The 14,600-nt window shown below is 53.1% G+C and carries 9 protein-coding genes; 7 read left to right on the top strand and 2 right to left on the bottom strand.

The genetic code is table 11. The features are described from left to right. A partial coding sequence (locus ET33_RS30550; protein WP_200879254.1) for an S-layer homology domain-containing protein occupies nucleotides 1–2,452 on the top strand: 2,452 nt, incomplete at its 5' end. Between the two features lie 154 nt (nucleotides 2,453–2,606). Further along, nucleotides 2,607–7,256: a helix-turn-helix transcriptional regulator gene (locus ET33_RS30545; RefSeq protein WP_235206863.1), complete on the top strand. Its 4,650-nt coding sequence runs from the start codon at nucleotides 2,607–2,609 to the stop codon at nucleotides 7,254–7,256. Between the two features lie 68 nt (nucleotides 7,257–7,324). On the opposite strand, the gene ET33_RS30540 is transcribed toward ET33_RS30545, so the two are convergent. After that, a complete protein-coding gene (locus ET33_RS30540) occupies nucleotides 7,325–7,948 on the bottom strand; it encodes an ester cyclase (protein ID WP_036691167.1) in 624 nt (207 codons plus the stop codon). Nucleotides 7,949–8,251: 303 nt separating this feature from the next. Here ET33_RS30540 and ET33_RS30535 point away from each other — a divergent pair, with 303 nt between their 5' ends. The 3 genes from ET33_RS30535 to ET33_RS30525 all read left to right on the top strand — a co-directional run bounded on the left by ET33_RS30535 (nucleotide 8,252) and on the right by ET33_RS30525 (nucleotide 11,037). Next, the gene (locus tag ET33_RS30535; RefSeq protein WP_036691175.1) at nucleotides 8,252–8,989 is read left to right on the top strand and encodes an MBL fold metallo-hydrolase; all 738 of its coding nucleotides are present in this window, start codon (nucleotides 8,252–8,254) and stop codon (nucleotides 8,987–8,989) included. Between the two features lie 158 nt (nucleotides 8,990–9,147). Next, nucleotides 9,148–9,702: a MarR family winged helix-turn-helix transcriptional regulator gene (locus ET33_RS30530; protein WP_036691164.1), complete on the top strand. Its 555-nt coding sequence runs from the start codon at nucleotides 9,148–9,150 to the stop codon at nucleotides 9,700–9,702. A 120-nt stretch (nucleotides 9,703–9,822) separates the two neighbouring features. After that, nucleotides 9,823–11,037, top strand: coding sequence for an MFS transporter (locus ET33_RS30525; RefSeq protein WP_036691162.1), 1,215 nt, complete (start codon nucleotides 9,823–9,825; stop codon nucleotides 11,035–11,037). A 110-nt stretch (nucleotides 11,038–11,147) separates the two neighbouring features. Here ET33_RS30525 and ET33_RS30520 read toward each other — a convergent pair whose 3' ends face one another. After that, complete coding sequence (locus tag ET33_RS30520; RefSeq protein WP_036691160.1) at nucleotides 11,148–12,095, bottom strand: DMT family transporter; 948 nt, start codon at nucleotides 12,093–12,095, stop codon at nucleotides 11,148–11,150. Between the two features lie 158 nt (nucleotides 12,096–12,253). Here ET33_RS30520 and ET33_RS30515 point away from each other — a divergent pair, with 158 nt between their 5' ends. Further along, the gene (locus ET33_RS30515) at nucleotides 12,254–13,594 is read left to right on the top strand and encodes an aminotransferase-like domain-containing protein (protein WP_036691157.1); all 1,341 of its coding nucleotides are present in this window, start codon (nucleotides 12,254–12,256) and stop codon (nucleotides 13,592–13,594) included. Nucleotides 13,595–14,025: 431 nt separating this feature from the next. Continuing rightward, the gene (locus ET33_RS30510; RefSeq protein ID WP_036691155.1) at nucleotides 14,026–14,556 is read left to right on the top strand and encodes a hypothetical protein; all 531 of its coding nucleotides are present in this window, start codon (nucleotides 14,026–14,028) and stop codon (nucleotides 14,554–14,556) included. Nucleotides 14,557–14,600 lie beyond the last annotated feature (44 nt).

The raw sequence follows: 14,600 nt of genomic DNA, 5'->3' as shown, positions 1-14,600 counted from the left end.
CGTGAAGCTGAAGGACGCGCATGGCAATGCGTTGACGAGCGGAGGCGCGGCGGTTGCCATTACGTCGACGTTAGGCACAGTTAGCGCTGTGACGGACAACCAAAATGGCACCTACACGGCGACGCTGACGGCGCCGACGACGGTAGGCACCGCGACGATCAGTGCGACGGTCGGCGGCGCTGCGATTGCACAGACCGCGAGCGTTCAGCTTCTTCCTGGTCAGGTGAATGTATCCCGCTCAACGGTGGCCGCGAGCGATCTCGTCGTACGAGCGGATGGCAGCAGCAAAGCCTCCATCTTCGTAAAGCTCAAGGACGATTACGATCATCCGCTCGCCGGAAAACGGGTGATGCTTCAAGCCGCCGGCGGACGATCCGTTATCGATCATGTTTATGGATTAACCGATCAGGACGGTCTAGTCACCTTTGCGGTGAGCAATACAGCGGCAGAGAACGTGACTTATTTCGCCAAGGATGAAGCAAGTGGTCTAGCGCTGGACCACACTGTAAGCATTACGTTTACGTACGACCAGCCGCCGAATATCAAGCTGCATGCGGACCCTGTCGCCCCAACCTTCGGGAGCGTGACCGTTACCGTAACGGCATCGGTATACGGCCAGTTTAATCGCGTTTCTTCGATCAAGTGGGCAGCAGGAAGCCGTTCCGTCTCGTATTTTGACAAGCAAGGCACGGAAATGATGGACCACCGTTTTACGATACAAGAAAACGGAATTTATTCGGTCTATGTCGCAGATGCAGCCGGCAATGCGAACGTCAGCCTGATCGAGGTGAAGAACATCGTCCCGTTGAGCGGCAATGCGAATTTGGCTGGCTGGCAGCTTACAGGCTTAGGCGGGACGGTGAAGTTCGATTTTAACCCGGGGATCACGAGCTATACGGTAGATGTAAGCCATGCGGTGTATGGTTTGAAAATGACGCTGACCCCCTCGGATGTTTATTCTGCGGTTTATGTGAACGGGTTGCAGGTAACCGGCAATGTGATGACCAACGAATATTCCCTTGTGACGGGGAAAAACACGTTCGAGGTGAAGGTCAAAGCGCAGGACGGCTCCGTTAAAACGTATACGCTTAGCGTGATTCGATCGGCAGCAAGTACTGACTCCGGTTCGGGTGGCTCCGACTCTGGTTCCGATTCCGGCTCAGGCTCTACGAGTCCTTCGAGTGCGGCAAACCCACCGAGCCAGCCGGCGCCAAGCAATTCGCTTGCGATTTGGATCAATAATAAAAAGGTGTCCGGGATTGCCATACTTCAAGTCGATGCCAACGGAGCGAAATCTGTCGAGGCTGTGTTGGATGCGGATACGCTAAAGAAGGTGCTCGATTCGCTATCCGCTGCGACTAAAACGAATCTGGCGATTTCAATTGAGGATGAGGCGGGCAAAGTGACGCTGCGGCTTCCCGGTAAAGCTGTTACCCTTCTCGCCGAGAAGGCGGACGCTCTTACTTTGAAAACCCGGCAGGGCCAATATCACCTGCCTCTGGCTGAATTAACGCGCCAGGAGTCCGATTGGACGAACGATGCGGAAGCTCAGCTGACAACCGAGCTTGGCAAGATCAAAGCGGTACCGGGACTGCAGGATGCGGCGAATAAGGGCGGCTTCCAGTTGGCCGCTGACCCGGTTCATTTTACCGTTCAAGTGGTTCGTCATGGCGAGAAGCGAGAGATTTCCGGCTTCAGCCGTTATGTGGAAAGAGTCCTTTTCCTGCCTAAGGACTTCACCGGAAAGGCTTCTACGGTCGTCGTGTGGGACGGGAAGCTCGGTGCGCGTCCGGTGCCGACGAAATTTACCAAAGTCGACGGGCAGCAGGCCGCCGTCATCCATAGTCTCACGAATAGCGCTTACGTACCGGTATCCAAAACGTCCAAGTTAACGGATATTCAAGGGCACTGGGCGGCTGCTGAAATAGGCGGCATGAACAGCCGAATGATCGTTAATGGCGTAGAGGAAAGCCGATTCGCTCCCGAAGCGGAGATTACCCGGGCCGAGCTCGCCGCATTGCTTGCCAGAGCGATGGGGCTTCCGGAAGCCGGAAATCAAGCAGGTTTCCGGGACGTAAGCGAAACGAGCTGGTACAGCGGAGCCGTAGCGGCTGTGAAAGCTTACGGCATCATGGATGGTTTCGGGGAAGGTACCTTCGGGCCCGACCGGAAGGTATCGCGGCAAGAGGCGATCGTCACTCTCGTTCGGGCGCTGCGGCTGGCTGATGCCGATTCGGCGACAAGCCATAGCGTGGGGCAAGCGGATCTCACCGTCTACACCGACCGCGATCAGATTGGCGGCTGGGCGAGCGACGCGATCCGGACTGCCATTGATGCGGGATTGGTGAATGGATATGGAAATGAGCTGCGTCCGCAAAAGTCATTAACGCGTGCCGAGACGGCTGTGCTCATTTACCGGATGCTGCTAACAGCGGGATTCATCGACGGGTAAGCAAGATTGAAGAGACGGGCCGACGGGCTCGTCTCTTTTATGCGCTTGGAAACGCCCTCCTTCCTCGTGCCCTACGGCAGATGATGGGGGTTGACTTGCTTCTGCAGAGGTTTCTAAAATAAGGTTATCAAGGAGTACGCTAGGGGTGTCGGACATGAATCCTAATCTGGAATTCCAAGTGATAGACATAATGAGTGAAGACAGCCGCATGAGGCTATACCGGGGGATTCTCTTAGATTACGATCCATTGAACCCTGTACTTATCCGAACGGCCAAAAGCGAAGAAGGCGGTGCAGCCGAGCAAGGCTTTCTTCGCCGTGAATTCGAGATTGCCGAAAATTTACAAGTAGACGGTATCGTGAAGCCGATTGCTTTGCGGACATTCGGGAGCTCGCTCGCTCTGGTGCTCGCGGACGACGGGAGAATCTCCTTAAGAGAGTACCTGAGCAGGAGCAGCGGCCTCGATCAGGGCACCTTTGTCCAACTGGCCGGCGCGATCGCTTCCATCGTCAAGGAGCTTCATCACCGCCATATTGTTCATCTGGATCTGCGGCCGGACCATATTCTGATTCATCCGGATACGCTGGACGTGTCTCTGACCGGCTTAGGCCACGCTCAGCACATGGTCATGGACAATCCGCTTCGCCAAGATGACTTGTACTTTTTCATAGATCAGCTTCCGTACATTTCCCCCGAGCATACCGGCAGAATGCCGCGGCAGGTTGACGAACGAAGCGATTTGTATGCTTTAGGGGTCCTATTTTACGAGATGCTGACGGGGCAATTGCCGTATAAGGCTGCAGAGCCGCTGGAGTGGATTCACGCCCATTTGGCGCAAGCGCCGCTGCCGCTCATCTATCCGAGTCAGACCGTGGATTCGACGGTTATTGCTATCGTGAGGAAGCTGCTGGAAAAAAACGCGGAAAACCGCTATCCTCATTGCGATGCTTTACTAGCCGATTTGAACAAAATCGGAGAGATGTACGAGCCGTTTAGGATGAAAGACGTGCTTTACGGCAGGGAAGCCGAGATTTCGCTGCTGTCCCAAGCTTTCCAATCAACTTGCTTCGGATCTACGGAAGTCGTGTATGTCTCGGGTCCGGCGGGAATTGGAAAAACAAGTCTTTTGGAAGAAATGTTCCTCCGGCAGAAAACGCATTTGCGGGGGACGTTCTATATCACAGGGAAGTTCGAGCAAATTTCCAAGGAAAGCCCGTATTACCCGATTATTCAAGCTTTTCGCGGGCTGCTGCGTCATCTGCTTGGAGAAAGCTCGGATCGGGTCGAAGCATGGCGAAGCAAGCTTCGCGACGCCTTAAGCTCGAACGAAGCGATCATTGCCGCGATCCTTCCCGAAGTCAAGCTGCTGATTGGCGATTTCGCAGCCGCCGAAGAGCTGCCCCCGGATGAAGCCAAAAAGCGGTTTATTTATGCATTTCGCAAATTCGTTCAAGCGTTGGCTTCAAAAGAGCACCCGCTCGTTCTGTTTATTGACGATTTGCAGTGGGCCGATACTTCGTCGCTGCAGTTGATTCATTCGCTTCTTTGCGACCCGGAAAGCCAGTATTTGATGTTTGTCGGCGCTTATCGCGACGCAGACCCGGAGCCGAAGAAGCTACCAGGGTATGAGGAGGGCGGAAGCGTAACCGAAGAGGTCGCGGTCCGCCATATCCCTCTGCACGCGTTGACCTTGGAACAAATGAATCCGATTGTGATGGACGCGCTACACTGCGATGCCGATGAGGCCATGCCTCTCACCGAAGTGCTGTACCACAAATCCGGGGGCAATCCGTTTCACTTTAAACAAATGTTTCAACGCTTTCAAGATGACAGGCTCTTGCGCTACAGTCATGAGGACAGGCGCTGGCACTGGAGCTTGGGGCAAATTATCGAACGGCAGCCGTTCTTTACGGTTCATGAGCTGATGGAGCATAAGCTGCTTCGGATCTCCGACGAGGCTCAGGAGCTGCTCCGGATTGCGGCATGCACGGGCAGCGAGTTTCACACTTCTTTTATTGCGAAGGTTTCGGGTCGGCCGGTGGAGACCGTTGGATCGGTGCTGTCTTCGGCTCTCGATGAAGGCTTAATTGCGTCGTCAGGTCCGGACTGCTATCGGTTCCTACATGACAACTTCCAAAAAATGTTATACAACCGGATGGATGACGAAACGCGGCAGCGTACGCATCTTTCGATCGGCAGATGGCTGAGGGAACTAAACGGCGAGCAGTCCGAAGATTTTTTTACGGCTGTCCACCATCTCAATATCGGTTCAGGCGTCATCGAAGACCGAGAAGAAACGGTTCAGTTGATGGAGATGAATCTCGTTGCCGGGAAACGGGCCAAGGCGTCGACAGCCTTCGATATCGCGTTGGTTTTCTTTAGAAAAGGGGCGGCCTTGCTTGGTGCCGGGGATTGGGACCGGCATTATGCGTTGTGCTTCGAGCTGCATGCGGAGCGGGCCGAATGCGAGTATTTGTGCGGGAACCATGAGGATACGGTACAATTGGTCGACCAACTGCTGCTTCAGACGCGCAACCCCATCGAACGGGCCAGAGTATGGATGATTCGGATCACGCAATGCATTAACTTAGGCAAATATCAAGAAGCTACGGTTCTCGGCTTGCAGGGCTTGAAAGAGTTCCGGATCGACATCGCGCCAGCCCCGTCGAAGGCCGCCGTTTTTTCGGAGCTTTTGCGGGTGGAGCTATGGCTCCGGCGCCACGATAAACGGCTTGCTTTCCTGCCGGAAATGACGGATAAAGACCGAGTGGCTGCCATCCATATGATTTTTGCGATTATGGCTTCCACGTTTTTTACCAATAAGAACGTGTTTTTTCAGCTCCTATGCCAAGCGATTCGATTGTCGTTGAAGTACGGGAATACCCCTGTTTCTGCTGCCGTTTACTCGATGTACGGTATGTTTTTGGGAATTGCGCTAGGGAAGTATGAGAAAGGCTACGAGATGGCCAAGGTCGGTCTGGAACTGTCCGAGCGCTACAATGTGACTTCGATCAAAGGGATCACGCATATGATTTTCGGAGGGGTGCTCTGCCAGTTCGTAGGAAGCGCGGACGAAGGAGACGCATACTTGGAAAAAGCGCTTCGTTTCGGTATGGAGTCAGGCGATTACGTGTATTCGAGCTATTCGATGGGGGCGCATATCAATTCCTTGTACACGAGAGCTCCGTTAGACGCGTTGTCCAAGAAGATAACGGAATATTTGGCCGTGCTGGCGGAAACGAAGGATGAGTTTGTGCTGCAAAATTTTCACCTGTACCGGCAATTTATATTGGCACTGCAAGGGGAAACGGCGGAGCCTTGTTCGTTTAACGACCAAGATTTTGAGGAAAAACGGTTCCTGGAGCATATTTATTCCGAGGAGACCTTCTCGACGACTTTGTTTCAATACAACACGTACAAGACGCAATTATGCTACTTCAACGGCAGGTATGACGAAGCCGCGCAGTGGGCGCAGCAAGCGGAGAAATTTGCCGCGTACGCCACCCATTTGCCTCATCTGCCGGAATGTTTGTTCTATGAGGCGCTCGCGCTGCTGTCCGATCCCGGTATGTTGCGAAGCGGGACCAACAAGGCGAAACGTGTGAAACAAATTGTTCGCCGATTTAAAACCTGGGTACGATGGAGTCCGGATAATTTCTCGTCGAAGCTATGTCTAATTGAAGCGGAACGGGCCAAGGTCACAAAACGTTACGCGGCAGCCGAGGCGATGTATGACAAAGCGATTCGGGAAGCCAAGGAGCAGGGGAATATCCAAATGGAGAGCGTAGCCTACGAATTGGCGGCCAATTATTACGCAAGTCAGGGAAGAGCGAAGATCGCCTCCTTTTATTGGCAGGCGACCGTGGAAGGCTTCAAACAATGGGGAATCCGTATAAAGGCCCGGCCATTGGAGGAGCGGCTTCATTCGCTGCGCGGCGCCGGGAAGACCGAAAGCTTGATGTCTGACGGGCAGCCGTTCTTCAGTAGTCAGACGGCAGCGAATGCTGCACCGCGTGACTTCGGCATCCGTCAGGAGGCGCATGCCGCGGAGCGGATGGATCTGGTCGCTATACTCAAAGCGACACAGGCTATCGCGGACAAGATGGATCTGGACGCCGTCCTGGTGGAGATTATGAGCACCTTGATGAAATATGCCGGAGCGCAAAAAGGCGCGCTGCTTACGGAATCCCATGGCGAGCTGTATGTCCGGGTCTATGCGGATGACGAAGTGAACATTCTCAGCACGTTTACGCCGTTGGAGGATAACGAGCTATTGCCCGGCGGTATTGCGCGTTATGTCTCCAGAACGAAGGAATCGGTCCATTATACCGGGACGGAGGACAGCTGGCTGCTGCACAATCCGTACTTGCTGAAGCATCGGCCCCAATCCGCATTATGCATGCCGGTGACCGTTCACGGGGCGTCGGTTGGGGTACTTTATCTTGAAAATACGCTTGTGGCAGGCGTGTTTTCCCCGGAGCGGATTAGCATCTTTCATGCCATGGCCGCGCAGAGCTTGTATATTTGCGAGCTGCTGCGGTCGCTGGGCCAATTCGACAGTGAACCGGAGAATGGGAAGGGGAGTCCAAGAACGCCGCACGCAATGGAGGAGCCTCTTACGGAGCGCGAGATGGAAGTGCTCGCTTTACTCGCCACGGGACTAACGAATAAAGAGATTGCGGAGCAGTTAGTTGTGGCGGTCGGTACGGTGAAGGTGCATGTGAAAAATATTTTCACGAAGCTCAAGGTTAACCGGCGGACCAAAGCGATCGCTCAGGCGAAGGAGCTGCAATTGCTCGATTGAGTCGCTGAACTTAAAAAGACTGGGAAATCCCTCCGCTTAGCGCAGGCGGATTTCCCAGTCTTTTTGCATTAATTTTCGGGTACGACGCCAAGCTGCTGCATGAGCGTTAAATTATCTTCCAAGTGCCAGTCTTCAACGAGCTTCCCGTCCTTGATGCGCAGCACATCAATTGCCATGAATTGAACGGGCTTGCCGGTCGGCGTTTTGCCCAAGAACTCGCCTTTATACGTGCCGGTAAAGGAAAGACGGGCGGTCACTTTGTCTCCGACGACCAATAAATCTTCAATTTTGCACTGCAAGTCGGGAACGGCTTTACGAAAATTGCGGGAGGCGAAGGTCAGGCCATCCGGCCCTTGAGGCCGGCCCTTGGGCAGCGTGTTGTCGGTAAAGCTGGATGCGACCGCTTGCGAAAGGAACTCCTCATTGCCGGTGTTCCAGAACGCGTAGAAGCGCTGAGCGGTTTGCACCATCGCCGTAGCTTCTTTGGCATCCAACGACGGGGCGATCGTCATCGTAACCGGCTGAGGGAGATCCTTCAGCAGCTGAATGTCCTTTTTGGCCGGCGCTTCGGCGGCTTTCGATTCATAATCGGCCGGTTTCGTAATGTTCCCGCACGCCGCCGTCAGCAGCACGGTCCCGATGATGATCGCCATACCTGCGATCGATGAAATTGATTTTTTTTGGGTTAGCATGATATTTCCTCCTAATCATAAATTGATGGGCAGGGGTGAATCGAGGAGAAACCTCCTTACTTGTGAATAAAGTGACGGACTCTACAGCGATATTATATATAGATAAACTTTATTTAGGGAAGTAGTGATATTTATTTCATATAGTTTCCCAAAATGAATTAATATGATGCGACTGGATTTTCAGGGGGGATTTATATTACTGTGATGACAAGAAGAACGTGACAACGAAAAGGACGATCTGGTAAGATAAACCTGCATTGTCGGCCAGAGGGGAACATAAAAATGCTGAATCTGGAGGTAGGTATGAACCATTGCCATTTGCTCGATATCGAGTTTGAATACAGCGGACAAAAACAAACGATTACCCCGGTGCTGCTTCAAGACGAAGAAGATGTCATTCTTGTCGACTGTGGGTACCCGGACTTTGTGCCTCTTCTTGAACAAGCGGTCATCCGCTGCGGCCTTCGGCTTGATTCGATCACTAAGCTGATTGTGACGCACCACGATATGGACCATATGGGTCCGCTGGCGGCGTTGAAGCGGGTTTTTCCGCGGATTGAGATCATTGCCCACGAGGTGGAAGCGCCGTATATCGCAGGGACGAAGAAGTCGCTCAGGCTGGAGCAGGCCGAATCGACGGTTGATGTTTTGCCGGAAGAAGCGAAGCCGCAAGCGGAGCAGTTTATTCGCTTCCTGCAGTCGATCGAGCCGGCTGCCGTCGATCGGACGGTCGCCGATCGGGAGCGGCTGCCATGGTGCGGCGGGATCGAGATCGTGCATACACCCGGTCATATGCCTGGGCATATTTCGCTGTATCTTCCCGAGAGCCGGACGCTGATCGCCGGGGACGCCATCGTTATCGAGCAGGGGAAGCTGGACATCGCGAATCCGCAATTCACGTTAGATTTGGAGGAGGCCGTCCGGTCCGTGCGGCGCTTGCTTGATTACGACGTGGAGCGGCTTATTTGCTATCATGGCGGATGCTTCCACAGGGATGCGAAGCAGGCGCTGCGGCAGCTCGTTCACGAATATACGTCTTAGCGGGGCCATGCGCCCCGACTTTCCAGCTCGTAAAGACGGTTTGAACAACGCCGCAGTGACATAGCCCGAAGATTAAGGCTTGCAGGACGGTGCTAAATAAGTTATAGTCATAGTTAGATAATCTAACTATTACGGACGCAACGTTGAAGGGTGATGGCATGGAACGAAAAACAGGGAATGAATGCACGGCGGATCAACAACTGCCTGCGCTGGGCATCGACCCCTATTTGGAGCTTATGGACAAAACGGCAGCTCAAGACGCGGACCGCAAATCGATTCGCATGGGACTGGTCATGCTGTGGCTTAGCGACAACATCCTCGACGTGATGGACGTCGATTTAGCTCCTTTTGGCATTACCGAGAGCAAGCTGGATATGCTATTGCTGCTTATGCTGCATGAAGGCAGAGAGCTTATTACGCCTTCCGGCATCGCAGACCGGCTTGGAATCCGTCGGGCTTCCGTCACGGCTCTATTGGATTGGTTGGAAAAACGTGGCTGGGTTTCCCGCGAACAAAGCGCCAAGGATCGCCGCATGATTCATGTCAGCATTACGCCGGAAGGCCGGGCCTTGGTGAACCAAGTATTGCCGACTTTTTGGTCGACCTGCGCTTCGCTGCTCGGCGATTTGGATGCCGAGGAACACAGAGTATTCGAGAAGATCCTGGGCAAGCTGCATCGGAGCATCGAGACAAGGATAGGCGTAGGGAGATAATTTTTTTTAGAATAATAGTTAGATTGTCTTACTATATTCCTTGTACGATATGCAGTTTTCGCAAACGGCCATCGAGACGGCTTGATCCTAATTTAATTCGAAATTCGAAAGAGGTGCTTTATGTTGCAACCTGTGAACTCATCCCTTCCTAAGCGAAACTATTCTTTGATGACGGCGGTGCTGTGCTGGTCCGGCATGGCGGTGATGTCCAGCCTGTATGTCACCATTCCGCTGATATCCTTGTTCGCCGATCTGTTCGGCGTCACCCCTACGCAGGCGGCTGCGGCGGGTAGCGTGTTTTCCCTCGGCTTTGCGATCGGCTGCCTGATCTATGGTGCGTTGTCGGACAAATACGGCCGTAAAAAGGTCATCGTGATCGGACTCATGGCGTTAACGGTCATTACGCTGCTGCTTGGCGTGACCGACAGCTTTTTCTGGCTCCTTGTGCTGAGAGGATTGCAGGGTGCCGCGGCAGCCGCGTTCTCGCCGGTGGCGCTTGCTTATGCGGTGGAAATGTTCCCGGCGGAAAAACGGGTGACGACGATCGGGTTTATCAGCACAGGCTTCCTCGTTGCCGGGATCGTAGGGCAGGTCGTCAGCGGTTTAATCAGCCAGCAATACGGGTGGAATGCGGTATTTTATGTTCTCGCAGGTACGTATGTCGTGACTGCGTTTCTCGTTATCCGGTTCCTGCCGAAAGGGGAAATTCAACAGGCGCACGCCATCATCTGGGAGCCCTTGAAGCAAATCGGCAGCGTATTTTCGCAGAAAAATCTTCTTCTCAGCTATGCTGTCGCTCTGGTGCTGCTCCTGTCGTTTGTCAGCATGTACACGGTGTTAGGCAGCTACTTGAGCGGACCGGACTTCGGGCTAACGAAGCAGGAAATTTTGTACGTGCGCTCCATCGGGGTGATCGGCATGCTGCTGTCTCCTTTGTCCGGGCGCTTAGCCAAAAGGTTTGGCGTTCGTGCCGTTCTGCGCGGCGGACTGCTGCTGGCGATGGCGGGCCTCGCTTCGTTGGGGCTGATAACTAGCCTGCCGCTGCTGGTTATATTGAGCTTGGTCTTTGTGGCAGGCATTGCGCTCTCCGTGCCGGCACTAGTTTCGCTCGTCGGCCAATTGGGAGGCAAATCGCGCGGGATTGCGGTTTCGGTCTACACGTTTATATTATTTGCCGGAACAAGCCTGGGCCCTATCCTCTCCATTCGTTTTATGGAAAACGGCAGCTATGCGCTGACTTTTGTGCTGCTGGCGCTTATTCTCGGGATTGGCTTGCTGGCCGCATTGCTCATTCGGCGGGAAACGCCCGAGGATCCGGCGGCAGTTGAGAAATAAGAATGGTTGTCCGAGATTCCCGCGGCTCGCCGGGCGATCCCAAGTTAAACAAGCGAAAACAGCCAATCCTCCGGAAGATTAGAGGGCTGGCTGTTTTTTGGCATATTGGTTCACGCTTCCGCACGCTTTGTACGAATCCCTTGCGGAGCCGTCTTTTTCCGCCCCAAGAGGTTCGTGCCGAGGACCCCGGCTATAATCATGACAGACCCGATCAGATGGTACACCGTCACCTCTTCCCCGAGAAACAGAGCCCCGGACGCGATCGAGACGATGGTCGCCAGATTGCTGAACACGCTCATTTTCGAAGCTTCCATCTTGGACAAAATGTAGTTCGCCATCAGGGCGGTGGCAAGCGAGGACACCACGCCCAAATAAAAGATCGAGACGAGAAAGGTTCCGCTAGCCAGCGGCGCGACAAATTGGTCAAGCGTCCCAGTGGATGCGTGGCTGGCAAGCGAAACGATCAGAAACACGACGAAGCCGACGCCGAGCATAAAATAGGTGATTTCCGCAGGGCTGAACTGCTTCGAAAGCGAGCGGGCCAGCACGCTGTATCCGGCAAAAGCGACGCAGGTCAGGAACAACAGGAAGATCCCGGTCATATTCGACAAGTCGATGCGGCTTCCTTTCATGACAAAGATGAAGACGACGCCGAAGACCGACAGGAAAATCGACAGCTTCTGCAGAACGGTCGTTGCTTCCTTCAAAAATACCGCGGCGAGCACCATCGTCACGACCGGGGTGAACGCGTACAGAATGCCGCCCTCGGCCGAGGTGGCGTGCTGCAGCCCGAACGCTTGCAGCGTAAAGAAGCCGAGCGGGTACATTGTGGCAAGCAGCAGCGCCTTCCGGAGCGGCTTGCCGCGGTAGGTCAGCTTGACCCAGCCCAGAACGACCGGGATTGACATGACCGCAAACGACGCGGCGAAACGGAACGTCAGCGTGTCGAGCGGGTGCGCGTGTTCGAGCGCTATTTTGGTGAACAGAAACGAGAATCCGATAATCGCCGCATTCAGTATGGCGAATACATAAGCAAGCTTTAATCCTTTTTGGTTCATGGGGACAACCTTCTTTCCTGGACAGTCGGGTGCGGGTTCGTTAACCCGTTACTTATAAGGTAAGGCCAATGGGTAAACCGGACAATGGCATTTTGTTGCTACTGTATCGATACAGTTGGCCGGGTTCGTGTATAATAAGGGGAGCAAGGGGGCGGATTATGAAAAAGTTTGTCGCGATCTTATCCGATATGGAGCATAAAATCCGGGAGGGGCACTTCGGCCCCGGCCGGAAGCTGCCGTCCGTCCGCACTGCCGCAGAAGAGTACGGCTGCAGCATCAGCACGATTATCCGGGCCTATGCCGAGCTGGAAAAGCGCCACGCGATCTATTCGGTCCCGCAAAGCGGCTATTACGTGGTCGAGAAGTCGGGAGACTGGCGCAGCGAGACGGTCAGCGAAACGATTGATTTTGCTTCGGCGTCGCCGGATCTGGACGTGTTTCCGTATTTGGATTTTCAGCATTGTCTGAACAAGGCGATCGATACGTATAAATACCATCTGTTTACTTACGGCGATTCGCACGGGCTGGAAACGCTGCGCCAGACGCTCGTTTCCCATTTGGCCGGCGATCAGGTGTTTGCCAAGGCGGAGCGGATTCTCGTCAGCTCGGGCGCGCAGCAGGCGCTGGAAATTTTGGCGAAGATGCCGTTCCCGAACGGAAAGACGACCATTCTGGTCGAGCAGCCGAGCTATGATCTTTATTTGCGCTTTTTGGAGGCGGAGGGCATTCCGGTTCGTGGCATTGCGCGGACGACAAAGGGGATCGACCTGCAGGAGCTGGAGGAGCGGTTCCGCAGTGGCGGGATTAAATTTTTTTACACGATGTCGAGATACCACAATCCGCTCGGCACTTCGTACAGCGCGGAGGAGAGGAAGGCGATCGCCCGGCTGGCCGGCAAATACGACGTGTACGTCGTGGAGGACGATTATATGGCGGACCTCGGCGCCGAGCGGTTCGACCCGATTCACGCTTATGACCGGAGCTCACACGTCGTTTATTTGAAGAGCTTCTCCAAAATCATTTTTCCCGGCCTGAGGCTCGGAGCCGTCGTGCTGCCGGAGCGGCTGCTGAAGACGTACCATAAGTACAAAAATTACCCCGACACCTCGCTGCTCTCCCAGGCGGCGCTCGAAATTTACATCAAGAACGGCATGTACGAGCGGCACAAGCACAAAATATACGGCTTGTACGAAGAACGGATGCACGAGTTGAACGAGGCGTTGCGGCGCCATAACGAAGCGGGACTTATCGAAGCCGCGGATGTCCGTTACGGCGTCTATGTTCAGTTTAAGCTGCCGAGGACGACCAATATCGAGCGTCTGGTGAGGCGGCTTGCAGAGAGGAAGGTCAGCGTCGTTTCCGGCAAGCCGTTTTATTTGGCGGATTACGCGGAGCGGGAGAAGTTTATCCGCATCAGCGTTTCGCGGGCGCAACGGGAGCGGATTGACGAAGGGGTCCGGGCGATCGTCGAGGAAGTGCGGCGGGGGAATGGGTGGTAGAAACGTTTGATCCATATGGCTGCAGTGATGAAACAGTATCCATCTGCTACACAAGCAGAATGGGTAACATGATTGTGTACCACAGGTTGGGTTAGCCAATTGCTCAAGCAGTTTTACTCGGAATGCAAATCGAATCAACACTATATTTATGTTTATCGTAACCTAGGCACATGTCGGCAGCCGGACCGCAGCTCTCTGTAATTTGCCTGAGGCGTGCTGTAGTAGTAAAATATGGGTATCTCATACATAAATGCAACGTACGATCCATTATCGCTCAAAAAAGACAGCACTTAACATGACGCATGTAAATATTATATAAGGCAAAGTCTACGATTTTATGAGAAAGCTTGGCCATACCGGATGCCGACTAGAACAGCTATTGAACTGCTGTGCGCGGCTACGTTGGCGCTACGGTTGAAGGAGTGAATCGGTTGTTTAAGAAGAATATTGTATTACTATCTATAGTTATTGTCCTTTTATTAATCTCGGCATCGGTTATCTACGAGCAACAGCGTGACAAAAACATAAAAATAGAAAGTCTTGTTGGTTACTCATTGACAACGATTCTGAACAGTTATGATAAAATACTCGATAGTAAAACTGACAATCTTTCAATAGAATACATTATTGATCTGAATCGAAAATTAGCACAGATTGAAGCTTATTCCGATATTCTGGACCGTGCGGTGGGGCGTTCGTCTATCCAGCCAATAGTCAAAAGTATGTTAATCATAACCGAAAATATGGAAAATAGTTACAAGAAAAATAAAAATAGTTTCACTCAAAGTGATAATGAAAAGTATCTAACATTAGTTAAAGAGATATCGAATTTAATCCCTCTGATGTATAAGACATACTACGTTCCTGGGTCTACAGAAGGTGGAAAAGTCAGACTAGAAGTAGTCGAACAACAAGGAATTATAGAAATTAGAGATAGATTAAATCAATACATGACAAAGTGATTATAAAAAGGTCGAGCAGGTTTGGGACTGAGCCCCGTTTGTGA

It is taken from the genome of Paenibacillus tyrphae, assembly GCF_000722545.1.
Taxonomy (GTDB): Bacteria; Bacillota; Bacilli; order Paenibacillales; family NBRC-103111; genus Paenibacillus_G; species Paenibacillus_G tyrfis.
This window is presented reverse-complemented; position numbering and strand designations above follow the sequence as displayed.